This is a genomic window from Streptomyces sp. NPDC057136 (genome assembly GCF_042670885.1).
Taxonomy (GTDB): domain Bacteria; phylum Actinomycetota; class Actinomycetes; order Streptomycetales; family Streptomycetaceae; genus Streptomyces.
Genome location: NZ_JBHUUV010000005.1, coordinates 263,739 through 285,870 on the forward strand (window position 1 = coordinate 263,739; position 22,132 = coordinate 285,870).

Consider the following 22,132-nt stretch of genomic DNA (forward strand, 5'->3'; position numbering starts at 1 on the left):
GTTCGCGCGGAATTCGGGTAGCACAGCTCGGATGAATCGCGGAGCTGATGCCCTGTTTCGACCGCTGATACACGTACACGCGCACAGTTCACCCGCCCGTGCCCGGGGACTGCGGCCGGACATCCCGGAAGCCGTAAGGTTGGTGCGTACACAAGGGAACTTCGGAAGGGGGTCTGGGTGATCGAGCTCGAGGGGGTACCCGAGCTGGTCGACCCGGTCATGGTGGCCGCGTTCGAGGGCTGGAACGACGCCGGTGACGCCGCCTCCACAGCTGTCGGACATCTGGACCGGGAATGGAAGGGCGAGGTGTTCGCGGCGCTCGACGCCGAGGACTACTACGACTTCCAGGTCAACCGGCCCACGGTGTGGCTGGACGGCGGGGTGCGCAAGATCACCTGGCCCACCACCCGCCTCTCCGTGGTCCGCGTCGGCGGGGACAAGCCCCGCGATCTGGTCCTCGTCCGCGGCATCGAACCGTCGATGCGCTGGCGTTCGTTCTGCAACGAGATCCTGGGATTCGCCCATGAGTTGGGCGTCGAGATGGTCGTCATCCTCGGGGCACTGCTCGGCGACACCCCGCACACCCGGCCGGTGCCGGTCAGCGGTGTGACGTCCGATCCGGATCTGGCCAGGACGATGGATCTGGAAGAGACCCGGTACGAGGGCCCGACGGGCATCGTCGGCATCCTCCAGGAGGCCTGCACACACGCGGGCGTGCCCGCGGTGAGCCTGTGGGCGGCGGTGCCGCACTATGTGTCGCAGCCGCCCAACCCGAAGGCGACGCTGGCTCTGCTGAATCGCCTGGAGGACCTGCTCGGACTGCGGATTCCGCTGGGCGAACTGCCCGAGGACGCCCGCGCCTGGCAGCTCGGCGTCGACCAACTGGCCGCCGAGGACAGCGAGGTCGCCGAGTACGTACAGACGCTGGAGGAGGCCCGCGACACCGCGGAGCTGCCCGAGGCGACCGGCGAGGCCATCGCCCGGGAGTTCGAGCGTTATCTGCGGCGCCGGGACGGCGGTCCGGGCCAGGGGCCCGGCGGGCACGCGACGGAGAGCGGCGACGTCCCCTATCTGCGGGACACGTCGGGCGGCCGCACCAGACCGCCCAAGCCGGCGCGTCCGGAGCCCGGGGCCGAGAGCGGAGCCGCCGACGCCGGGAAGGCGTCCGGGGATTCCTCGGAGGACCCGGACACGGACACGTCCGGGGACGACGGGGACACCTCGGAGGACTGACCGACCGGGCGCAGGCAGCAGCCGGACAGGCCCTAGGGGCGCCGGGCGGGTACGAACCCCGCCCGGCGCCCCTCGCCCTGTCCGGGCATGTGGTCAGGCGCAGCTGAACCGCGCCCCCGCCCAGTCGCCGTGGTCACCGGTCTTGGAACCATTGGTGTCCGTGACCTTCAGATGCACATGCCGCGCGCCGTCGAGGCTCACATCGACGGGCACCGTCGCCGAGGCGCCGGTCACCTTCGGCGAGGTCCACAGCACCTTGCCGTCGGCCTCCACGGAGAACGCCACCTCGCCGTAGCCGTTGATCTCGTCGTCGACGCCGACGTCCGCGGTGAACGCGGTGCACCGGCCGCCGAGATAGACCTCGATGTCGGAGTCGGCGTGGGTGCCGATCCCCTTCTCGTACGTCTTCCCGGCCAGCGTCAGCGTGCGCCCGTCGCTCGCCCCGGACTCGCCGTTGGAGCGGTCGCGCTCCGCGGGCCCGTAGCCGTTGGCCGACTTCAGCCAGACCAGGTCGCTCGCCCAGGCCGCTCCGCTCGGGGGCGGTGGCATCACACCGACGGCCAGCCGCTGCGCGGTGGTGCGGGACTCGCCCGCCGCTCCGTAGCGGGCGAGCGCGGTGATCCGGGCCTCCCCCGCCGTGGCGTCCCGCGCCGGGGTGACCGCCACCTCGACCCGCCGGGTGGTGCCCGCCGGTATCCGGGCCACGGTGGCCGACGGGGTGACCTGCCAGCCCTCCGGGACGTCCAGGGTGACAGTGGTGCCCGTCAGGTCCGCGGAGCCCGCGGCGACGTCGACGGAGACGGTGCCGACCACTCCGGCGCCCATCTCCTGGGCGTCCGGCGCTGAGACGACGGCCGTCGCGCCGGGCCGCTTCCCTCCGACGGCGCTGGCGTTCGCCAGCGTGACCGTGAACTCCCGGGCCGTGCTCAGCGGCTCGGTCTTGATCTTCACCACACCACCGCGGTCGTCCTGGTCGTACCACCAGCCCTGCGTCGCGGCCTCGAAGGCCGCCGCCGACCGCACCTGCGGCAGCTTGCCGGCGAGCTTGACGGCAGTGGGCGCGGAGCCGGTGTGCACGGCGAACTCGTAGGGACGGCTGCTCTGTTTGCCCGCGAAGCTCCCCTTGCTCTCGCCGATGCGTACGGTGACGTCACCCGCGCCGCTCTTCGGCGCTTCGACGACGGCCCGCTGCGTGGCGTACCTGCCCTCGCGGTGCTGCCGGGTCACACCGTCGTCCTCGTACATCGTGAACGACGAAGTCCCCTGCGGATACACGTCCCAGGCCAGCGGTGAGTCCGCCGTGCGGTCCTTGTACGAGCGGATGCCGGGCCACATCGGCACGGCGGCGCCCGCCTTCACGAAGAGCGGGAGGGTGTCGAGCGGAGCGCTGTAGTGGTCGACGGTGGTCGGCCCCTGGTAGGTCCGGCCGCTCCAGTAGTCGGTCCAGGTGCCCTTCGGCAGATAGATGGAACTGCGCTCGGTGGCGTCCTGGTAGACGGGCGCGACCAGGAAGTGCTCACCGGACATGAACTCGTACTTCGCCGCGTCCGACGCCGCCTTCGGGTCGTCCGGGTACTCCAGGACGAGCGGGCGGACCATGCCGACGCCGGTCTTCGTCGCCTCGTGCGCGTACGAGTACTGGTAGGGCAGCAGCGACTCCTTCAGCTTCAGGTAGTCGCGGTTGACGGAGGTGTACGGCTCGCCGTACCGGAAGGGCTGCTTGTCGTTCGCGGCCCAGCCGTCCATGGTCATCGTCGTGCCAAGGAACATCTTCCACTGGAGGTCCCGGGTGTACGTCTTGGCGCTGCCGCCGAAGATCCCGTCGACGTCGCCCGTGGTGTAAGCGAGCCCCGACATCGTGGCGCCCGCGTAGGTCGGGATCTGCCAGCGGATGTACTCCCAGCTGCCCGACTGGTCGCCGGACCACTGGACCCCGCAGCGCTGGGCGCCCGACCAGCTCTCCGGTGCCCAGGTGTAGCCGCGGGCGTCGCTGTTCTCCTCGATGCCCTTGTACGCGTCCTTGCAGCCGTCGAGGGCGAACTTGTAGCCCTCACCGACCCAGGCCACATCGAGCTTGGCGACGCGCTGGCCCGCCTTCACCTGGTCGGCGAGCTTGTCGATGCCGTCCTCGGTCCACAGACCGAGCTGCATATTGCGGTCCTGGAGGCCCTTTGCGGTCTCGGCGAGGTCCTCGTAACCACAGCCGTAGCCGTCGTTGACGAGCATCCAGCCGTTCGGCATGTCGTTCTCGACGTAGCCGTCGGCGACCTTCAGGGCGTCCAGGGTGCGGCGCTCGCCACGGTTGGCGTTGTGCAGATAGCAGTCGGCGTCGCCGATCTCCATGCCGTACACCGGCGGCAGGAAGGGCTTGCCGGTGAGCTTCGTGTACTGCCCGATGACGTTCTTGGCGTCACCCGCGAAGTAGTAGGCGTCGAAGCGCTGTTCCCGCGCACTCGTCGTCACCGGGTCGCTGAAGGCATAGGTGTTGGGGGCGTAGGTATTGCGGTAGACGCCGTATCCGGCCGAGGAGAGGTAGAACGGGACCGAGTTGGGGTGGCCGCCGTCGTTCCAGTTGTAGTCGACGCCGACCTCGACGGTCTTGCCGCGGTGCGAGGTGTTGCCGCGGCCGTTCTGCATCCCTGCACCGTAGAACTGCTCTTCGGCGCCCCGGGAAAGGGTCTGGGTGGTCTTCTCGCCGTCCCAGCTCAGCCCCTTGGCCTCGGACCAGACCTGGCTGCCGTCGGCCCGGTACAGCGCGAACCGCAGGGGCGACTTGTACGCCCGCAGGGTGACGCCGCCGCTCGCGGAGAGCTCGTAACGGTCGCCCCGGTCCGTCCAGCTGGTCCGGGGCGGGGTGCCCTGCGGCAGGACGATGTCGTCGCCGGTCGGGTCGGCGAATTTTCCGTCCGGGGCCAGTTCGATACGGAAGGTCTTGGCGGAGACGAAGCTGACACGGGCCTCGGCCTTGCCGGCTGTCAGGTGATAGACGGGCCCGTCGGCGGAGAATCCGGTGACGTCACCGACGGTCGTGCCGGCCGGTGCGGACGGCTCGGCCTGGGCGCTGCCCGGTCCCGTGAGCGCCGCGAGCAGTCCGAGCAGGCCGGCGACTGCCGCCACTCTGATGCGCGTTGATGATTGCATAGAGCGCTTTTAGCGCAACTTCGAGCAATTGACTACGGACAAAAGGGAACCGGCCCCGAACTTCGTAAAGAAGTCCGAGACCGGTCCTTGGGTATGGATCGCGCGGTGATCACACCGCCCGGCTGCTACAGCGCCACGCCGAGCAGCGCGTCCACGGTGCGCGAGACGAGGCCGGGTGCGCCCTCGTCCGTGCCGCCGTCCGCGCTCTGCAGAGCCGCCCAGCGGTCCACGGCGGCAAGTGCGGCCGGGGTGTCCAGATCGTCGGCGAGGGCCTCGCGGACCTCTTCGACCAGGGCGTCGGCGGACCGTCCGTCGGGGCGGGAAACGGCGGCGCGCCACCGGGCCAGCCGCTCGACGGCGTCGGCCAGCACCTGGTCGGTCCACTCCCAGTCGGACCGGTAGTGGTGCGAGAGCAGGGACAGCCGGATCGCTGCCGGGTCCACGCCGTCACGGCGCAGCGCCGACACGAAGACCAGGTTGCCCTTGGACTTCGACATCTTCTCGCCGTTCAGGGCGACCATGCCGGCGTGCACGTACGCCTGGGCGAACGGGTGCTCGCCGGTCAGCGCCTGGGCGTGCGAGGCGCCCATCTCGTGGTGCGGGAAGACGAGGTCGGAGCCGCCTCCCTGGACGTCGAAGCCCATGCCGAGGTGGTCAAGGGCGATGGCGACGCACTCGATGTGCCAGCCGGGGCGGCCGAGTCCGAGCGTGCCACCGTCCCAGCTGGGCTCGCCCTCGCGGGCGGCCATCCACAGCATGGGGTCGAGGGGGTTCTTCTTGCCGGGGCGCTCGGGGTCGCCACCGCGCTCGGCGGAGAGCAGCCGCATGGCTTCGGCGTCCAGGTGGGAGACCTGGCCGAAGTGCGGGTCGGCCTCGACGGAGAAGTACACGTCGCCGTCGAGCTCGTAGGCGGCACCCGCGTCCCGGAGCCGTTCGACGAGCGGGACGATCCCGGGTATCGCCTCCACCGCGCCGATGTAGTGCTGCGGCGGGAGCATCCGCAGGGCGGTCATGTCCTCCCGGAAGAGGGCCGTCTCGCGCTCGGCGAGCTCGGTCCAGTCCTGACCGTCGCGTACGGCCCGCTCCAGCAGCGGATCATCCACGTCGGTCACGTTCTGGACATAGTGAACCTGCCGCTTGGTGTCGAGCCACACGCGCTGAACGAGGTCGAACGCGTTGTAGGTCGCCGCATGACCCATGTGGGTCGCGTCGTACGGCGTGATGCCGCAGACATAGATGCGGGCGACGGGACCGGGGTCAAGGGTGATCCGTCCGCCGGTCGCGGTGTCGTGGATCCGAAGGTCGCGGCCCTTGCCAGGCAGGGCGGGGACCTCAGAAGCGGGCCAGGCATACATGTCATGAGCGTAACCGGACGATGCTTCCGGATACGAACCGGACCGGGAATCGTGGCCGAGGAGGCCGTCTTGACGGCGGGAGGGGTTTCCCTTAATCGCGCCCGGGGCTCCGCCCCGTACCCGGTCCTCAAGGGCTCAGGTGGCCAGATCAAGCCCGTCCGGCAATTGAGGACAAGCGGCCGAAGGCCATGCCCCGCGGACCGGGGTCCGCGGCCGCCACGCATGCGAAAAAGCCCCGCCCGTCAGACCGGCGGCCACGGAATGGCCGGCCACTCCCCGCTCGGCTGCGGATGCCGCCCCGTCGTCAGCAGGCCCCCCACACGCCCCCTCAAAGCGTCCAGCTCCGTCGCGGTGATCAGCTCGCCCAACCGGGTGGCGAGCCCCGCCCCCGGAGCCAGTTCCGCGTCCAGCCGGCCCAGCACCTCGACGGCCTCGTCCGTCAGCGGTTCGCCCGCCCAGCCCCACAGCAGCGTGCGCAGCTTGTCGTCGGCGTTGAACGTGACCCCGTGGTCGATGCCGTACAGCCGGCCGCCCGGAGCGGGCAGCAGATGGCCGCCCTTCCGGTCGCCGTTGTTGATCACCGCGTCGAGCACCGCGAGGCGCCGCAGCCGGGGATCGTCCGCATGCACCAGCAGGGCCGTCTTCCCCTCCCCGACCTCCGCGAAGCCCACGGCCTTCCAGCCGTCCCCCGGCTCCTCGTCCTCGACGAGGGCGAGCAGCGAAGTCGCGCTCCCGTCAGCGGAACCGTCGGTGGAGCCTTCGGTGGAGCCGTCCGGAGCCGCCTCGATCCAGAGCTGGCACATGCCCTCCCCGTACGGCCCGTCCCGCAGCACCGTCGGCGGCACGAGCCCCCACCCGGTCGCCTCGGAGATCTCGTACGCCGCCACCTCGCGCTGCGCGAGGGTCCCGTCGGGGAAGTCCCACAGCGGCTGTTCCCCGGCGACCGGCTTGTACACGCAGGTCCGCTCCTCGCCCTCGTACGCGACCGAGCAGTAGAGCACCGCGTTGGAGGCGCCCCGGACCTGGCCGAGGACCGTGAGCTCCCCCTGCGCGAGCAGGGCCAGCAGCCCGGTCCCGGTCATGCTCCGCGACGGTATCCGTTCTGGCGCGGGCATACGTGTCCTTCCGGATCGAGCGGAAGGCTGCACAGCGGGCACGGCGGGCGGCCGGCGTTCACGACGTCCAGGGCGCGCTTGGCGAACGCCCGGGCCTGAGCGCCGCTCAGCCGCACGCGCAGCATCGGCGGGCCGTTCTCCTCGTCCTGCAGGAGCCTTTCCTCGGCCTCCGCGAGGTCGTCCTCCGAATCGGCGTCCAGCTCGACGAGCGCCTGTGCCTCGACGATCATCCGCTGCTCCTCACCGTCCCAGGCGAGAGCCATCGTGCCGACCCTGAACTCCTCCTCGACGGGCGCGTCGAGCGGTGCGGTGTCGGTGACATCCATGGGGGCCACGGCCGGCACCGGAGAATTGCCGCCGGTCCGTCTCACGACCTCGTCGAGCAGTTCGTCGATCCGTTCGGCCAGCGCGGCAACCTGAGTCTTCTCCAGGGCCACGCTGGTGACGCGCCCCCTGGAGGATGCCTGCAGGAAAAACGTACGGCGGCCAGGCAGCCCGACCGTACCGGCCACGAAACGGTCCGGGGGGTCGTAGAGGAACACCTGACGGGACACGTCCTGTCTCCCTTGAGATTTGACGGAAAATGGGGGCGGCCGGAGTCCGGAGGGATGCCCCCGGAACGGCCCCTACGGCGCGTCCACCCTACTGCGCGGAGCGATCACGGTGCCCCAGCGCCGCCCCCGACCGCCGCGTCCGTCGCGTTGCCGCCCGCGGCGTCCGCGCCGACGGCCTGTTCGCGCGGGGCGAGGGAGGCGAAGTCCCCGGTGTCGCCCAGCCGGAGAAGGAAGGGCCGCAGCCGGGTGTAGCGGATCGCGGTGACCGAGCACGGATCGGCGTGGACCCGCTGGAAGAGGTCCAGATGCATGCCGAGCGCGTCGGCGACGAGGGACTTGATGATGTCGCCGTGCGAGCACATCACGTACGTCGCGTCGTCGCCGTGCTCGGCCTCGATGCGGGCGTTCCAGTCCCGTACGGCGTCGACCGCCCTGGCCTGCATCGCCCGCATGGACTCGCCACCGGGGAACGCGGCGGCCGAGGGGTGCTGCTGGACGACGGCCATCAGCGGCTCGTCGGCCAGTTCCGCCAGCTTTCGCCCCGACCAGTCCCCGTAGTCGCACTCGCTGATGCGGTCCTCGGTGTGGAACGGGAGGCCGGGGCGGGCGTCGAGCAGCGGCTGGAGCGTTTCGCGGCAGCGCTCCAGGGGGCTGCTGACGGCGGCGACGAGCGAGAGAGCGGCCAGCCGCCCGGGCAGCGCGGCCGCCTGCTCGGCGCCGCGTTCGTCCAGGGAGACACCGGGGGTCCGGCCGGCGAGCACTCCCGCGGTGTTGGCGGTGGACCGGCCGTGGCGTACGAGGATCAGCGTGGGCATACGAGCCAGCCTAAAGGGCCGGGCAAAGGTGCGGAGCGGTCGGCGGCAGGGAAGAATGCGCGCGTGATTGTCGACAGTGCCATCTACCGGGACGGGCGCCGTACCGAAGGCCCCGCCGATCTCTCCGACGCCCTGGACGAGGCACGGGCCACCGGGGACGCGTTCCTCTGGGTCGGACTGCACGAGCCGACGGAGAAGGAGTTCTCCAGCGTCAGCAGCGAGTTCGGGCTGCACCCGCTGGCGGTGGAGGACGCGCTGCGCGCGCACCAGCGGCCCAAGCTGGAGGTGTACGACGATTCGCTGTTCGTCGTCATCAAGCCGGTCGTGTACGAGCCGGCGAGCGACACGGTCAGCACCGACGAGCTGATGGTCTTCATCGGTGATTCGTTCGTCGTGACGGTCAGACACGGCGAGAGTGCGCCGCTCGCGGCCGTACGCCGCCGGCTGGAGGCCGAGCCCGAGGTCCTCAAGCACGGCCCCACAGCAGTGCTGTACGCGGTCAGCGACGCGATCGTGGACCACTACGTCGACGTGGGCGCCGAGCTCCAGGTCGACCTGGAGGAGCTGGAGACCCAGGTGTTCGCGCCGAGCGGCACGGGTGACTCCACCAACTCCGCCGCCCGCATCTACACGTTCAAGCGCCAGGTGCTCGAATTCCGCCGGGCGACCGGTCCGCTGTCCTCTCCGATGACGCGTCTCGCGAGCGCGGGGGTGCCGTTCGTCCACGAGCACGCGCAGCCGTTCTTCCGGGACGTGAGCGACCACCTGACGCGCGTCAACGAACAGGTGGAGGGACTGGACCGGCTGCTGTCGGACATCCTTTCGGCCCATCTGGCGCAGATGGGGGTGCGCCAGAACGACGACATGCGGAAGATCTCCGCGTGGGCCGCCATGGCCGCTGTCCCGACCATGGTGGCGGGCGTCTACGGCATGAACTTCGACCACATGCCGGAGCTGCACTGGGTGTGGACCTATCCGGCGGTGGTCGCGCTGATGGGCTGTGCGGTGTTCGGACTGCACCGTCTGTTCAAGCGTCGCGGCTGGCTCTGACCACGCTCGCGTGCGGTCTCAGGCGAAGTCGGGCTCGACCATGGCGGCGCCGCCCAGCGCGTCCCGTCGCGCAGGCGGTTCCAGGGTCACCATGCGGCGCCATCCGATCAGCCGCTCGTAGGCGTACACGACGTGGATGCCCACGGCCAGCAGCGCCGACTTGGCCCGGGACCACTGCAGGAGCGCCCCCATGTGCGCCATCACGGCGAGGCTGACGTCCCGGTAGACCCGGATCTCGCTGTGGGCGCACTCCCGCAGGGTGCGCTGGATCATGCGGCCCTGTCCGGCGCGGGCGAAGCGGAGCAGTTCCTCGTGGCAGTACGCGAGGTGGTTGTCCTCGTCGTTCGAGATCATCTTCACCGCGCGGCCGAGCTCGGGGTGGTCGGCGAAGTGCCTGAGCAGCAGGCGCATCTGCTCGGAGGCGCGCTGCTCGGTCACCCTGCTGTGTGCCAAGTAGGTGATGACGTCCTGCTCCGACAGCGGTTCGTCGCGCTTGAGCTGTTCGTGGGCGAGCCCGATGCCCCGCTGTTCCAGAAGCATCGTGTAGTCGGTGTCGGACGGGACATCCGCAGGACGCAGTCCGCGCTTCTTCAGGAGCGCGTTGAAGATCCGGCCGTGCTTGTCCTCGTCGGCGCCGTGCCGGGCGATCTTGGGAGCCAGATCCCGTTGACTCGCGGGCACGAGCGCCGCGATACGGCCGTTCTCCCAGCCGCCCTGGGACTCGCCGCTGGCTGCGATGGAACAGAACAGCCGGAACGACGCGTCGTCGTCGAGGATCTCCTGGAACAGGCTCTGTGCCGAAAGCATCACTGCCACCTCCGTACCGATGTCCGCAGAGGCAAAGTCAAATGCGGTACGGGTGAGTCGGCAACACGAGGGCCGCCGTGCGGACGAGGAGCGTCCGGCGCGTAACCGAAGAGCCATCGGCGCGTTCTCCGGGTACGGCCGTGGCGGGGAAGACCCCCGAGCCCCCACCACGGCCGTTGTGCTGCCCCTGAACCGTTCGGGCAGCGGCGCGCCTCCTACGAGAGGCCGGAGCGCTCAAGGGCGTCCGTGCCGGCGCGCAGGGCCGTGATCCGCTCGTCGAGCGTGAAGCCCGCCGGGGCGAGGGTCAGCGTGGTGACACCCGCGGCCGCGTACGCCTGCATCCGCTCGGCGATCCGCTCCACCGAACCGAGCAGCGTGGTCTGGTCGATGAGCTGGTGCGGTACGGCGGCGGCAGCGCCGCTCTTGTCGCCGGCCAGGTACTTGTCCTGGATCTCGGCGGCTTCCTTCTCGTACCCCATGCGCTGGGCGAGCTGGTTGTAGAAGTTCTGCTTGCGGCTGCCCATGCCGCCGACGTACAGCGCGGTGTACGGACGGAACATGTCGGCGAGGCCCTTGATGTCGTCGCCGACGGCGAGCGGCAGCGTCGGGCAGACGTCGAAGCCCTCCATGGTCTTCCCGGCCTTCTCACGACCGGCCCGCAGGTACTTCACGGCCGTGTCCTCGAGGTGGTCGGCGGACGGGAAGATCAGCAGCGCCCCGTCCGCGATCTCGCCGGTCTGCTCCAGGTTCTTCGGGCCGATGGCGGCGATGTAGAGCGGGATGTGCTCGCGCTTCGGGTGCACGGTGAGCTTGATGGGCTTGCCCGGGCCGTCGGGGAGCGGGAGCGTCCAGTGCTCCCCCTCGTACGAGAGGCGCTCGCGCGACATGGCCCTGCGGACGATCTCGACGTACTCCCGTGTGCGGGCCAGCGGCTTGTCGAACTTGACGCCGTACCAGCCCTCGGAGACCTGTGGGCCCGAGACACCGAGGCCGAGCCGGAAGCGGCCTCCGGAGAGCGAGTCCAGGGTGGCCGCGGTCATCGCGGTCATCGCGGGCTGCCTGGCCGGGATCTGCATGATCGCCGAGCCGACGTCGATGGACTCGGTCTGGGCGGCGACCCAGGTCAGCACGGTGGGGGCGTCGGAGCCGTACGCCTCGGCCGCCCAGCAGACGTCATAGCCGAGCCGGTCGGCCTCCTGGGCGACGGCGAGGTTGTCGCCGTCCATGCCCGCTCCCCAGTAACCGAGATTGATACCGAGCCGCATAAACCGCTCCCATACTGATCAGTAACGTCCCTGTGGTCCGGACTCTAGCGCGCGGGCACCCGATCCGGCAGGGCTCGGCCGCCGTCACGTTGTCCACAGGCTTCCACTCCATGGGGTGATGGCCAGTAATCTCAGCGCCCATGGAGCAGAGGCATCTCGGCCGTACCGGCCTTCGCGTGTCACGGATCGGGCTCGGCACTCTCACCTGGGGCCGGGACACCGACGAACACGACGCCGCCGACCAGCTCAAAGCCTTCTGGGACGAGGGCGGGACGCTGGTCGACACGGCCGATGTGTACGGCGGCGGGGAGGCCGAATATCTGCTCGGGCGATTCGTCGACAGCCTGGTGCCACGGCGGGATCTCGTCATCGCCACGAAGGCGGGCAGCGTGCCCGATCCGTACCGCCGCTTCGACGGATCGCGCGGCCATCTGCTCGCCGCGCTCGACGCCTCGCTCGACCGGCTCGGCACGGACTACGTCGACCTGTGGCAGATCCACGCCTTCGATCCGGTGACCCCCCTGGAAGAGACGCTTCAGGCGGTGGACCTTGCGGTGTCCTCCGGTCGTGTCCGGTACGCGGGAGTGTCGAACTTCTGCGGCTGGCAGCTCGCCAAGGCGGCCACCTGGCAGCTCGCGGCGCCCGGCGTGCGCAGCCGGCTGGCGAGTACGCAGATGGAGTACTCGCTGTTGCAGCGGGGCGTCGAACGGGAGGTGCTGCCGGCCGCGCTCGACCTGGGGATGGGGCTGCTGCCCTCGTCCCCGCTGGGGCGCGGCGTACTGACGGGGAAGTACCGGCTGGGTACGCCTTCCGGCTCGCGGGGTGCCTCGGAGCACCTGGCTCCGTTCGTCGAGCCGTATCTGGACGACCCGGCGAGCCGCATCGTGGACGCGGTGGCCACGGCCGCCGAAGGCCTCTCGACCACGGCCCTTCATGTGGCGCTGGCCTGGGTGCGGGACCGCCCCGGGGTGGTGGCCCCGATCATCGGCGCGCGCAACGCGCAGCAGCTCACGGAGGCTTTGTCAGTGGAGGCGCTTAGTCTTCCTGACGAGATCTGCCAGGCGCTCGACGATGTGTCGGCGCCCGTGCACCGCTATCCCGACCAGGACTGGAGCACGCTGTGACTGCGCTTCCCCGGGGGGAAACCCCAGGCCCCTCGGCCGAAGACACCGAGGACGGCGACCTCGCCGCCGCCGACACCTCGGCCGCCGAGGTCTCCACCGATGTCTCCACGGACGTCTCCTCCACCGATGTCTCCGGCGAGGACGACCCGCCCACCGAGGGCACCGAGGAGGCCGGTGAAACCGATGAGGCCGCTGCCGCTACCGAGGGAGCCGGTGAGGCGGTGACGCCCGCACTCTCCGAGGCCGAGGCCGAGCTCGCCGCCCAGCGGGAACTGCGCGAGCGCATCGAGCAGCGCAAGGCCGAGAAGGAAGGCCCCATCCCGGCCGGTACGAAGCTGAGCGGCACCGCGGCGGATCTCCTGGCGGCCGTACGGGCCGTCGAGAGCGGCGAGAAGACCGGCGCGGCCTTCTACGACTCCCCCGCATCGCCCCCCGCGCCCCGTCGCGCCGTCCAGTCGGCCGCCCCCGCGCCCGCACGGCCCCGGGTGCCGGAACCGTCCCGCTCCGCGCAGGGCGTGTCGCCCGAAGCCACGGCGGCGGCGCAGGCGGTGCTCGCCGAGGGCGGAGCACCCGAGGCACTGGCGCGCCCGGCGGCCGAGACCCTCGGTGAACAGGCCGCGGACGCCCTGCGCGCCGATCCCTGGCAGCTGCTGGCCGTGCCCGGGGTCCGCCCCGAGCAGGCCGACGGATTCGCCCGCGCCCTGCTGGGCGCGGAGTGCGGACCGGACGACGAGCGGCGCACCGCTGCGCTCGTCGGCTGGCTGCTGGAGCGGGCAGCGCTCCAGGGCCACACCGCGCTGGACGCGTCGGCGGTACGCGCGGCGCTGGCCGAACGTGCGGTGACCGAACCGGACGCGGCCGTGGACCACGCCGTCGCCGAGGGCGTGGTCCTCGTCTTCCAGGAAGGCCTGGACCCCACCGCGTCCGCCGCCCCGGACGAGCAGGACGAGCAGGATCACCAGGACGAGCAGGACGACCAGCCCGGCGAAAGCGCCGGGGAGGACACCGGTGACGAGCAGCAGCCGGTGCAGGTGCTGCTGGGACTCGACCGTTACGCCCTGGCCGAGGAGAGCCTCGCCGACGGCCTGGCACGGCTGCTGAACGCCTGCGAGAAGGGGACCGACTGGTCGCAGGCCGCGTCCGCCGCCCCGTCCCCCTCGGCTGCCGAGCTCATCCGTACGGTCGCCACCGGCGGCCTGGTCGTCCACTCGGGCGGCGAGGCGGCGCGGGCCGAACCCGCGGCGCTGATCGCGGCGGCGAACGGCCTGGGACTCCGGGCCGTGGGAGCCACCCACAGCGTGGACGGCCGGCAGCGGCTCGCCACGGCGGTGGGTGACCCTCTGGCGGCGGTCATGCTCTCCGGGCTGCTCTCCGGCACGGAGGGCCCCGGCCGGGACGAGGAGGGGGCGCTGGCGCTCGATCTGCTGGTGGTGCTCGATGCTCCGCAGCTGGACGTGGAGACCGCTGCGATCCTGGTGGAATCCCTCGCCGACGGCACCCGGCTGGTGCTGAGCGGCGATCCCGGAGTGCTCGGTTCCGCCGGCGCGGGCCGGGTGTTCGCGGATGTACTGGCCTCCCGGGCGTGCCCGCAGGTGGTGTCCCGCACCCCCGATCCCGGTCCGATCGGCGAGCTGGTCTCCGGCATCGGCATCGGTGAGCTGAGCCAGGTCGAGGCGCCCGGCAAGGAAGTGGTGATCGTTCCCGTGCGCGACGCGGGCGAGGCGGTCCACCGCACCGTGCAGCTGGTCGCCGATTCCGTACCCCGGGCCATCGGCGTGCCCTCGTCCGACACCCAGGTGATCACCGTGGGCCACGGCGGCTCGGCGGGCACCAGAGCGCTGAACACGGCGCTCAAGCAGCGGCTCAACCCGGGCCCCGGCCGGTTCGGCGGCTTCGACCCGGGCGACCGCGTCGTCCATGTCCCCGCGCCCGGCCGCGCCGTGCCCGGGTCGGTCGTCTCGGCCGACGCCGACGGCCTTCACCTGGACTGCTCGGGCACCCCCGTCGTCGTACCCCAGGACCGGGTCGAGTCGTCCGTACGGCACAGCTGGGCGCTCAGTGCCCACCAGGCGGCCGGCATGCGCTGGCCCGCCGTCGTCGTCGTCCTGCCCGGCGACGCCGCACAAGGGCTGAGCAGGCCGTGGGTGTACACCGCCTTCAGCCGCGGTGAGCGCCATCTGTCGGTCGTCCACGGTGTGGACCAGGCCCTCCCGCGCGCGGTGGCCGAGATCCCCGCCCAGGAGCGCACGACCCGGCTGCGGCCCCTCCTGGAGGCCCTGCCGACCCCGGACGCCGCCTCCTAGCTCAACAAGACCCGGGCCTCGGTCCGGACAGCCCTGTGGCCCCGGTGCGTCGCACCGGGGCCACAGGCATCGCTCACGCTGCGCCGGGCGATGGTCAGGAGCTGTCGGCCGTCAGGTCCTCCAGGTCCTCGTCCAGCTCGTCCTCGTCGAAGACCGAACTGACGTCGAACCGGCAGACCACCAACTGCGGATCGGCCTGGTCGAAGGGGGCGCCCAGCCACTCCCCCGGCTCCGGAAGCTCGTCGGCGGCGGCGACCCAGAGCGTGGAGTCACCCTCCTCCAGACCGAACTCCTTGTGCCGCGAGGCGATCTCGTCCGCCTCGTACTCCCCGAAGATCACACCGAGCGCGGCATGCACACTCGTACCGACCACCGCGGCGGCCTCGCCGCCGCGCTCGTCCGGATCGACGTCGGCGAGCCGCTGCGCCTGGGCGAGCAGCCTCGGGGGCTCCACCACGGCGTAGTCCCGCCGGATCAGCACACTCAGCGCATGGGGCTCCTCCGGTCCGGCGTACGGCGGCAACGAGTCGTCCGCACCAGGGATCTCAAAAGGAGTGACCTCGTCATGACGTTCGTAGAGCAGCTCGTCGTAGACCTCGGCCGCAGCGGCCAGTGCGTTGAACGCCTCGTAGACGGCGGGATCGTCGTCCCCGGTACGGCGTTCGACCGCGTCGAGGTGACGGTCGAGCGCGGCTTTGACCGCTTCGGCGGCGGCGCGTACCTCGGCAGCGGTGGGCTGCGCAGCATCAGACATAGTGCAGACGCTATCCGTACACGGGCTCTGCCCGCACAATAGATGCGATGCCGGAATACGAATTTGTCGACGTGTACGTGCCGCGCGGGGTGTCCCGCAAGGAAGCGACCCGACTGCTCACCGACCATGCCGAGTACGGACACTGGGAGTTGGACCGACTGACGCTGCGCCGGGACGGCAGCCGCAGAGTGCGGTTGCGGCGACGGATCATCCGCCAGCTACGGGCTACCTGGTGAAGCGGAGCGGGCCGCGCGGAGTCGCACGGCCCGCTCCATCCCACGCTCGTACGCCGGTGTCGCCGTGCCGTTACGCGGCGCTGCGGGAGCGGCGGTAGAGCACCGTGCCCGCGCCGGCGAGCAGCAGGCCCGCGCTCGCCGGGATCAGCAGGTCGAGCCCGCCCGCCCCGGTCTGTGCGAGCTGCTCGTCCGGGAGGAGCTGGGGCTCCAGAGCGTTCGGCTCGGAGGGCCCGTTCACGGGCGGGTGGGCCGGGTCGGCCGGCGTGCCCGGAGTGGCGGGCGTCTCCGGGTACTCGGTCGGCGGGCTCACCTCCGCGTCGTTGCCGCAGTCGTTGCCGAAGACCGGGTTGAGCAGTCCACCGATGGTGACGCTGTTGCCGCAGACGTTCACCGGAATGTCGATCGGGACCTCGACGTGGTTGCCGGAGCCGATGCCCGGCGAGCCCGTGGCCTCCCCCCCGGCCGTGGCCGCGGGGGCGCGGTGCCGACCGGTCCCCGGGGCGCTCGACATACCCTCGTCGGCCCCGCCGGCGGTGGCGTCTTGCGCGGGGCCGGTGTCCGCCGATCCGTTGCCGCAGTCGTTTCCGGTTGCCGGGTTGAGCAGTCCGACGACGCTGACCGAGTTACCGCACACATTGACCGGTACGTCGATCGGGACCTGGATGGAATTCCCTGACAGCACCCCCGGGGAATTCGACGCGGAGCCGGCCGCTCCCGCGTCGGCGTGCGCGTAACCACCACTCAGCGCGAGCACTCCGCCCGCCGCTGCCATGGTGATCAGGCCCTTACGTGTGACCTGTCGCATAGGTTCGTTTCCTGCCTTCTGCCTTCCGAAATACCCCCGGACGCGACCGCGCGAGGGCCGAATGCCCAGCGGCCCCGGAGTGCATGGCGCGCACTCCGGGGCCGAGCGAGCTCAAACCCTTACGGGTTGACGATCAACGTCACGCGTTGACGCAGGGGTTACCGAAGGCGGGGTTCAGCAGCCCGATCACGGAGGCGGTGTTTCCACACGCGTTCACCGGGACGTGGACGGGGACCTGAACGGCGTTGCCCGAAAGCACGCCGGGGCTGCCGACGGCAGCACCCTGGGCGCCCGAGTCAGCGATGGCCATACCCGCACCCGCGAGCACGAGACCACCAGTAGCGGCCGCGATGGCGGCAACCTTCTTGATCATTATTCCTCCTAGTTGGCAATGCGGTCCCAGCCGCGGACCGCATCACTTGTAACGAGGAGTGGGTGGTGGGGCTACGAGCGCCTGCCCGCTTTCACTCTTTCTGGTCATGTACGCACACCCTGGCGAATATCCCGGCCATGTCTTCAGGAGTTGTCGATGAAGCGGTCGAGCACGCGCACGCCGAACTTCAGACCGTCGACCGGCACACGCTCGTCCACGCCGTGGAACATGCCCGCGAAGTCGAGCTCGGGCGGCAGCTTCAGCGGAGCGAACCCGAAGCCACGGATGCCCAGATCGTCGAAGGACTTCGCGTCGGTGCCCGCCGAGAGCATGTACGGCACGGCGCGCGCGATCGGGTCCTCGGCCACCAGCGCCGTCTGCATCGCGTCGACGAGGGCGCCGTCGAAGGTGGTCTCCAGCGCCTTGTCCGCGTGCACGTCCTCGCGCTTCACGTTGGGGCCGAGAATCCGGTCCAGGTCGGCCAGGAACTCCTCCTCGTACCCCGGCAGGAACCGTCCGTCGACGTGGGCGGTCGCCTGTCCCGGAATGACGTTGACCTTGTAGCCCGCACCGAGCTGGGTCGGGTTGGCGGTGTTCTGGAGCGAGGCGCCGATGAGCTTGGAGATGCCGCCCAGCTTGGCGAGCGTCTCGTCCATGTTCTCGGGGTCGAGCTCGGTGCCCAGGGCGTCCGAGAGCTCGTCCAGGAAGTGCCGCAGGGTCTTGGTCACCCGCACGGGGAACTTGTGCCGGCCGAGGCGTCCGACGGCCTCGCAGAGCTCCGTGATCGCGTTGTCCTTGTGGATCATCGAACCGTGACCGGCGGTGCCGTCCACGGTCAGCTTCATCCAGTGCATGCCCTTCTGGGCCGTCTCCACGAGGTAGAGCCGCAGATTCTCGTTGACGGTGAAGGAGAACCCGCCGACCTCGCTGATGGCCTCGGTGACGCCCTCGAACAGTCCGGGGTGCTTGTCGACGAGGTACCGGGCCCCGTAGGTGCCGCCCGCCTCCTCGTCCGCCAGGAAGGCCAGCACGATGTCGCGCGGCGGCTTGCGGCCGCTGCGCATGCGGTCGCGGATGACCGCGAGGGTCATCGCGTCCATGTCCTTCATGTCGACCGCGCCGCGGCCCCACACGCAGCCGTCCGCGATCTCGCCCGAGAACGGGTCGTGGGTCCAGTCGGCCGCGTTGGCCGGGACCACATCGGTGTGCCCGTGGATGAGCAGCGCGGGCCTGGACCGGTCCTCACCTGCGATCCGGGCCACGGTGGAGGCACGGCCCTTGTGGGATTCGAAGATCTGCGGTTCGAGCCCGACCTCGGCGAGCTTCTCCGCGACGTACTCGGCGGCGAGCCGCTCCCCCGGTCCCGAGTGGTCCCCGTAGTTGCTGGTGTCGATCCGGATCAGGTCACGGCAGAGGTCCACGACCTCGTCCTCGCCGGAGACGGTCCGCGCCGTGTTGGTCTCGCTCACGCTGCTTCCTTCCACTGTCGCTGTGGTGCTCCCCCTCATCCTCCCGCGCCCGCGCCGTGCACCCAAGGGCGCCCGCCCCCTGTCATCCACCCTTCACACCATCCCTGGCGTGATCGAGCACCCCCGAATGTTTGCTATGGTTTTCCACGTCGGAACGGGCCGGGCCCGCGAGACAGACACCTTGTCCGGGTGGCGGAATGGCAGACGCGCTAGCTTGAGGTGCTAGTGCCCTTTATCGGGCGTGGGGGTTCAAGTCCCCCCTCGGACACCAGCAAGCACGAATCACCGGTTGAGCCTCCAGGCTCACCGGTGATTCGTCGTTCACGGGGTCTACGGGCCCTCACCGGACCCCGGGTTTCATCAGCGGATCGTGCGCTGGGCAACGAGCCCCTGGTCGCGGAGTTCACCCAGGACGAGTGCGGCGTACTCGGTGGCCCCGCGCGTGGACGTGTGGGTGTTGTCGCGCCGCTCGTTGTACAGGTAGAGGGCCTTGGAGCCCTCGGGGCCGAGCTCCTCCACCCGCGCCTTGGTCAGGGCGGTGAGGTCGACGAGCGGGGTGCGGTGCTCGGTGGCGAGCGCGCGCATCTCGGCGGGCAGGTCCACTCCCAGGCCGTTGACGATGAGCGCGGTGCCGTTGTCGAGGGTGCCGTCGCCGTTGAACCAGCGGCGGACGATCGGCGTGACGAGGACCGGCTTCCCGCCCTTCGCCCGTACCCCCTCGATCATCGCGGTGAGGTTGGCGCGGTAGGTCTCGCGGTCGGTCTGCTTGTCGTTGTGGGCGAGCTGGATCAGGACGAGGTCACCGTGCTTGATCCGGGACTGCAGGGCGGGGAAGAGCACCGGGTTGTCGCGGAAGGACTGTGAACCTTCCCCGGAGTCGGCGTAGTTGGCGACGGTCAGCCGGTCGGTGAGGTACTGGGGAAGCTGTTGCCCCCAGCCGGAGTAGGGGTCGCCGGGCTGGTCACAGACGGTGGAGTCGCCCGCGAGGAGTATCTGGGGAGTACGGACCGGAGTGACGCGGAGCGCGGCGAGGTGAGGGGCCGTACCGCCGAAGGTGAGGTCGAGGCCACGGGTTCCGGTGGCGCCGGTCGGTTCGCCCTCCGGGTCGCGCACATCCACGGTGAAGGTGCGGCGCACGGTCCGGCCGGCGGCGTTCGGGGTCTCGGCGAGCATGGTTCTGCGCGTCTCGGCGGTGACGTCCGTGGAACCGGGCTCCACGCCGCCGCCGAGGAGTGCCGAGACACGGTAGGCGCCGGGGGCGACGTCGAAGTGGCAGACGAAAGGCGCGGTGCCGGTGCAGTGACCGAGACCTGTCGGGTCACCGTCCGCCCATGCGGGAGCCGCGGTCAGGCCGGTCAGGGCGGCGGCTGTGGTGCAGGCGGCCAACAGGACGGTAGCGGCTCGGCGCATGGAGCACTCCTCGGATCGAACGCGATTGAATGGATTCAGTCGCAGGACCTTACGATGAGTTGGTAAGCGCTATCTACGGGGTGACGCGAAGCCGTCCGGGTTGGCCGCACTTGTGCCGCGGCAACTCATCACGTGGCCGGTGGCGACAAGGGGGTGGAGGCGGCCCCGCGGATGCGGGATGCCGGGCCGTCCCCTTACCAGCACCTCCAGGAAAGGACCAACTGCTGTGAGCAGCACCGGACGCCACCGCAGGACCCGTACTCTCACCATCGCCGCCGCTGTCGCCGTCACGGCGGGCGCGGGAGGCGTCTTTCTGGGTCTCGCCCCGGATGATGCCGATGCCGGCGGCAGCACCGTGGTCGTATCGACGACCGCGGCGCTGCAGAGTGCGGTTGCCGAGGCCACGGCCGGCACCGTCATCCAGGTGCGCGGCGGTACGTACTACCCGGCCGTCACGTTGAAGAGCACGGCGAACGGCACCTCCGCCGCGCGGATCACCCTCGTCGCGTACGGCAGCGAGAAGGTGCGGATCGACGGCTCGAAGCTGGCCGCCGGGTCCTGGCTGGCCGGGATCTACGGCGACTACTGGACCGTCCAGAACGTCACCTTCCAGAACTCCCCCGCCCAGGGCTTCGTCGCGACCTCGTCCGTCGGCGGCATCTTCAAGAACGTGGTCACCGCGAACAACGGCGACTCCGGATTCACCCTGCGCGGCGACGGCACGACCGACAACCTCGTGCAGAATCTGGACAGTTACGGAAACTACGACGCCGCGAACCACGGCCAGAACGCCGACGGACTCGCCGTGAAGTTCGGTTCCGGCACGGGCAACAGGATCACCGGGGCGCGTCTCTACAACAACGCGGACGACGGCATGGACCTGTGGCAGTTCGCGGGCCCCGTCACCGTCGAGCACACCTGGGCGTTCGGCAACGGAAAGAACCGCTGGAACGATTCCGCCTTCGAGGGCAACGGCAACGGCTTCAAGCTCGGCGGCGGCGGTGCGGTCGCCGCGCACGTGGTGAACAACAACGCGGCCTGGGACAACACGCTCCACGGCTTCACCGAGAACAGCAACCCGGGCCAGATCCTCCTCAACCGCAACACCGCGTACGCCAACAAGGAGTCCGGCTACTACTTCGCCACCGGCACGGCCCGGCTCGCCAGGAACCTCGCCGTGGCCAACGGCAACGGCCTCGCCAAGCTCGGCAGTTCCACCGTCTCGGCCGCCAACAACTGGGACAGCGGAGTGGCGACGCCCGCCTTCAGGTCCACCGATGCCACCACCGTGTACGGCGCCCGCGGTGCGGACGGTTCGCTCCCCGCGACGGTCTTCCTGACCACGGGCAGCAGCACGATCGGCTCGACCATGAACTGAGCGGCACGCACAGCGGCGCCCCCGCCGGATCCGACCGGCGGGGGCGCGCGCGTGGTGCGGTTACTGGTAGCTGATGTCCGAGGCCGTGAAGCGGCAGTACGTCCCGTCGGGGCCCGTGCCCGTTTTCGGCGGCTCGGCACCCGTGTTGTTGCCGGTGAACCGGTCACAGGTGGCGATCTTCTTGCCGCTGTCGCCGTGGATACGGATGTTGCGCAGCGCCGCGGTGTCACCGTAATTGGTGTTGATCCCGACGATCGACTTGCCGGGAGCGGTGATGTCGACGTCGTTCACGATGATCGCCCGCTTGTACTGCGTCGAGCAGTTGCCGCAGGAACGGACCAGCTTGCCGAACTCGGACACCTGGAACTTGGTGATGACGAGCTTGCCGGCTCCGTTGAACTGGAAGACCTTGTCGGACGCCTTCCTGGCGCCGCCGCCGTACACCGTGTAGACGGAGCCGGCCGACTTGCCCTTGAAGGTCGCGGCGTCCTCGCCGACGTCCTCCCACCAGACGTTCTGCAGCGTGCAGCTGCCCGCGCAGTGAACGCCGTCGGCGGCCGGGGAGCCGAGGACGACGTTCTTCAGGACCGCGCCGTCCTTCAGCTCGAATATGGGGTCCTGGCCCTCGTCCTGGCCGTCGCCGCCCAGTTCTCCGCTGCCGTAGAAGCGCTTGAGGCCGCCGTCGTACGTGCCCGACACCTCGATGGTGGCGGGCACCGCCTGCTGGCCCTTGGGGGTCGGCCAGGCAGCGGCGGCACCGGCCGGCGACAGCATGACGTTGGTGGCGACGGCGGCCCCGGTGAGTGCGACCGCGGCGGTCAGCGCGCCAATGGCACGGCGCCGTGTCAGGCGCCGCTTGCGCCCCTTGCGCAGTTCGGATCGTCCACTCAGTTGACTCATGTGTTCCATTCCTCGGGGTGTCGGGGTGACCTTTCATTCACTGGT

19 protein-coding genes and 1 tRNA gene are annotated in these 22,132 nt (G+C 70.4%); 7 read left to right on the forward strand and 13 right to left on the reverse strand.

Going from position 1 to position 22,132, the window contains the following annotated elements; translation table 11 throughout:
• The first annotated feature begins 177 nt into the window (after window positions 1–177).
• Window positions 178–1,233, forward strand: a complete 1,056-nt coding sequence (locus tag ACFT7S_RS09365) for a PAC2 family protein (RefSeq protein ID WP_382729085.1) — start codon at window positions 178–180, stop codon at window positions 1,231–1,233.
• Window positions 1,234–1,326: 93 nt separating this feature from the next.
• On the opposite strand, the gene ACFT7S_RS09370 is transcribed toward ACFT7S_RS09365, so the two are convergent.
• The 5 genes from ACFT7S_RS09370 to ACFT7S_RS09390 form a co-directional block, all read right to left on the reverse strand.
• On the reverse strand, window positions 1,327–4,374 hold the full coding sequence (locus tag ACFT7S_RS09370) for an NPCBM/NEW2 domain-containing protein (protein ID WP_382729086.1): 3,048 nt from the start codon (window positions 4,372–4,374) through the stop codon (window positions 1,327–1,329).
• Between the two features lie 125 nt (window positions 4,375–4,499).
• On the reverse strand, window positions 4,500–5,729 hold the full coding sequence (mshC, locus tag ACFT7S_RS09375) for a cysteine--1-D-myo-inosityl 2-amino-2-deoxy-alpha-D-glucopyranoside ligase (protein ID WP_382729088.1): 1,230 nt from the start codon (window positions 5,727–5,729) through the stop codon (window positions 4,500–4,502).
• 242 nt (window positions 5,730–5,971) lie between these two features.
• A complete protein-coding gene (locus tag ACFT7S_RS09380; RefSeq protein ID WP_382729090.1) occupies window positions 5,972–6,844 on the reverse strand; it encodes an SCO1664 family protein in 873 nt (290 codons plus the stop codon).
• The gene (locus ACFT7S_RS09385; RefSeq protein WP_033304581.1) at window positions 6,808–7,398 is read right to left on the reverse strand and encodes a DUF3090 domain-containing protein; all 591 of its coding nucleotides are present in this window, start codon (window positions 7,396–7,398) and stop codon (window positions 6,808–6,810) included. Before ACFT7S_RS09385 ends, ACFT7S_RS09380 begins: the two co-directional genes overlap by 37 nt.
• Before the next feature lie 104 nt (window positions 7,399–7,502).
• A complete protein-coding gene (locus tag ACFT7S_RS09390) occupies window positions 7,503–8,213 on the reverse strand; it encodes a histidine phosphatase family protein (protein ID WP_382729092.1) in 711 nt (236 codons plus the stop codon).
• A 63-nt stretch (window positions 8,214–8,276) separates the two neighbouring features.
• Between ACFT7S_RS09390 and corA the strand changes: the two genes are divergently transcribed.
• Window positions 8,277–9,263, forward strand: coding sequence for a magnesium/cobalt transporter CorA (corA, locus tag ACFT7S_RS09395; RefSeq protein ID WP_382729094.1), 987 nt, complete (start codon window positions 8,277–8,279; stop codon window positions 9,261–9,263).
• A gap of 18 nt (window positions 9,264–9,281) precedes the next feature.
• On the opposite strand, the gene ACFT7S_RS09400 is transcribed toward corA, so the two are convergent.
• Window positions 9,282–10,070, reverse strand: coding sequence for a ferritin-like domain-containing protein (locus ACFT7S_RS09400; protein ID WP_382729095.1), 789 nt, complete (start codon window positions 10,068–10,070; stop codon window positions 9,282–9,284).
• A gap of 215 nt (window positions 10,071–10,285) precedes the next feature.
• Window positions 10,286–11,335, reverse strand: a complete 1,050-nt coding sequence (locus ACFT7S_RS09405; RefSeq protein WP_382729097.1) for an LLM class F420-dependent oxidoreductase — start codon at window positions 11,333–11,335, stop codon at window positions 10,286–10,288.
• A 140-nt stretch (window positions 11,336–11,475) separates the two neighbouring features.
• On the opposite strand from ACFT7S_RS09405, the gene ACFT7S_RS09410 reads away from it, so the two are divergent.
• Both ACFT7S_RS09410 and ACFT7S_RS09415 read left to right on the forward strand, forming a co-directional pair.
• Window positions 11,476–12,459 (forward strand): aldo/keto reductase, encoded by a 984-nt coding sequence (locus ACFT7S_RS09410; RefSeq protein ID WP_382729099.1) that lies wholly within the window; start codon window positions 11,476–11,478, stop codon window positions 12,457–12,459.
• The gene (locus tag ACFT7S_RS09415) at window positions 12,456–14,762 is read left to right on the forward strand and encodes a helix-hairpin-helix domain-containing protein (protein WP_382729101.1); all 2,307 of its coding nucleotides are present in this window, start codon (window positions 12,456–12,458) and stop codon (window positions 14,760–14,762) included. The genes ACFT7S_RS09410 and ACFT7S_RS09415 overlap by 4 nt, the downstream gene beginning before the upstream one ends.
• Window positions 14,763–14,856: 94 nt before the next feature.
• Here the strand turns inward: ACFT7S_RS09415 and ACFT7S_RS09420 are convergent, their stop codons facing one another.
• Entirely contained in the window at window positions 14,857–15,516 is a 660-nt protein-coding gene (locus tag ACFT7S_RS09420; protein WP_382729103.1) for a hypothetical protein, read from the reverse strand.
• Window positions 15,517–15,563: 47 nt separating this feature from the next.
• Between ACFT7S_RS09420 and ACFT7S_RS09425 the strand changes: the two genes are divergently transcribed.
• On the forward strand, window positions 15,564–15,752 hold the full coding sequence (locus ACFT7S_RS09425; protein ID WP_056786418.1) for a DUF5703 family protein: 189 nt from the start codon (window positions 15,564–15,566) through the stop codon (window positions 15,750–15,752).
• Between the two features lie 70 nt (window positions 15,753–15,822).
• Here ACFT7S_RS09425 and ACFT7S_RS09430 read toward each other — a convergent pair whose 3' ends face one another.
• From ACFT7S_RS09430 to ACFT7S_RS09440, 3 genes are all read right to left on the reverse strand, one after another.
• Window positions 15,823–16,557: a chaplin gene (locus ACFT7S_RS09430; RefSeq protein WP_382729105.1), complete on the reverse strand. Its 735-nt coding sequence runs from the start codon at window positions 16,555–16,557 to the stop codon at window positions 15,823–15,825.
• Between the two features lie 139 nt (window positions 16,558–16,696).
• Window positions 16,697–16,930: a chaplin ChpH gene (gene chpH / locus ACFT7S_RS09435; RefSeq protein WP_382729107.1), complete on the reverse strand. Its 234-nt coding sequence runs from the start codon at window positions 16,928–16,930 to the stop codon at window positions 16,697–16,699.
• Window positions 16,931–17,073: 143 nt separating this feature from the next.
• The gene (locus tag ACFT7S_RS09440) at window positions 17,074–18,438 is read right to left on the reverse strand and encodes a M20/M25/M40 family metallo-hydrolase (RefSeq protein WP_382729109.1); all 1,365 of its coding nucleotides are present in this window, start codon (window positions 18,436–18,438) and stop codon (window positions 17,074–17,076) included.
• 144 nt (window positions 18,439–18,582) lie between these two features.
• Between ACFT7S_RS09440 and ACFT7S_RS09445 the strand changes: the two genes are divergently transcribed.
• Window positions 18,583–18,670: transfer RNA gene (locus tag ACFT7S_RS09445), tRNA-Leu, on the forward strand.
• Window positions 18,671–18,759: 89 nt separating this feature from the next.
• Here ACFT7S_RS09445 and ACFT7S_RS09450 read toward each other — a convergent pair.
• Window positions 18,760–19,809 (reverse strand): rhamnogalacturonan acetylesterase, encoded by a 1,050-nt coding sequence (locus ACFT7S_RS09450; protein ID WP_382729111.1) that lies wholly within the window; start codon window positions 19,807–19,809, stop codon window positions 18,760–18,762.
• A 226-nt stretch (window positions 19,810–20,035) separates the two neighbouring features.
• On the opposite strand from ACFT7S_RS09450, the gene ACFT7S_RS09455 reads away from it, so the two are divergent.
• Window positions 20,036–21,187 carry a pectate lyase gene (locus ACFT7S_RS09455; RefSeq protein ID WP_382729113.1) on the forward strand — a complete coding sequence of 384 codons (1,152 nt, stop codon included), beginning with the start codon at window positions 20,036–20,038 and terminating at the stop codon, window positions 21,185–21,187.
• 60 nt (window positions 21,188–21,247) lie between these two features.
• Here ACFT7S_RS09455 and ACFT7S_RS09460 read toward each other — a convergent pair whose 3' ends face one another.
• Window positions 21,248–22,087 carry a pectate lyase gene (locus ACFT7S_RS09460; protein WP_382729115.1) on the reverse strand — a complete coding sequence of 280 codons (840 nt, stop codon included), beginning with the start codon at window positions 22,085–22,087 and terminating at the stop codon, window positions 21,248–21,250.
• Window positions 22,088–22,132: the final 45 nt, after the last annotated feature.

Excerpts from the sequence above, each read along its gene's own strand:
- ACFT7S_RS09405 (WP_382729097.1), bottom strand. The coding sequence starts at position 11,335 with ATGCGGCTCGGTATCAATCTCGGTTACTGGGGAGCGGGCATGGACGGC.
- ACFT7S_RS09390 (WP_382729092.1), bottom strand. The coding sequence starts at position 8,213 with ATGCCCACGCTGATCCTCGTACGCCACGGCCGGTCCACCGCCAACACC.
- ACFT7S_RS09440 (WP_382729109.1), bottom strand. The coding sequence starts at position 18,438 with ATGAGGGGGAGCACCACAGCGACAGTGGAAGGAAGCAGCGTGAGCGAG.
- ACFT7S_RS09430 (WP_382729105.1), bottom strand. The coding sequence starts at position 16,557 with ATGCGACAGGTCACACGTAAGGGCCTGATCACCATGGCAGCGGCGGGC.
- ACFT7S_RS09425 (WP_056786418.1), top strand. The coding sequence starts at position 15,564 with ATGCCGGAATACGAATTTGTCGACGTGTACGTGCCGCGCGGGGTGTCC.
- ACFT7S_RS09460 (WP_382729115.1), bottom strand. The coding sequence starts at position 22,087 with ATGAGTCAACTGAGTGGACGATCCGAACTGCGCAAGGGGCGCAAGCGG.
- ACFT7S_RS09400 (WP_382729095.1), bottom strand. The coding sequence starts at position 10,070 with ATGCTTTCGGCACAGAGCCTGTTCCAGGAGATCCTCGACGACGACGCG.
- ACFT7S_RS09450 (WP_382729111.1), bottom strand. The coding sequence starts at position 19,809 with ATGCGCCGAGCCGCTACCGTCCTGTTGGCCGCCTGCACCACAGCCGCC.
- ACFT7S_RS09410 (WP_382729099.1), top strand. The coding sequence starts at position 11,476 with ATGGAGCAGAGGCATCTCGGCCGTACCGGCCTTCGCGTGTCACGGATC.
- chpH (WP_382729107.1), bottom strand. The coding sequence starts at position 16,930 with ATGATCAAGAAGGTTGCCGCCATCGCGGCCGCTACTGGTGGTCTCGTG.
- ACFT7S_RS09380 (WP_382729090.1), bottom strand. The coding sequence starts at position 6,844 with ATGCCCGCGCCAGAACGGATACCGTCGCGGAGCATGACCGGGACCGGG.
- ACFT7S_RS09370 (WP_382729086.1), bottom strand. The coding sequence starts at position 4,374 with ATGCAATCATCAACGCGCATCAGAGTGGCGGCAGTCGCCGGCCTGCTC.
- mshC (WP_382729088.1), bottom strand. The coding sequence starts at position 5,729 with ATGTATGCCTGGCCCGCTTCTGAGGTCCCCGCCCTGCCTGGCAAGGGC.
- ACFT7S_RS09420 (WP_382729103.1), bottom strand. The coding sequence starts at position 15,516 with ATGTCTGATGCTGCGCAGCCCACCGCTGCCGAGGTACGCGCCGCCGCC.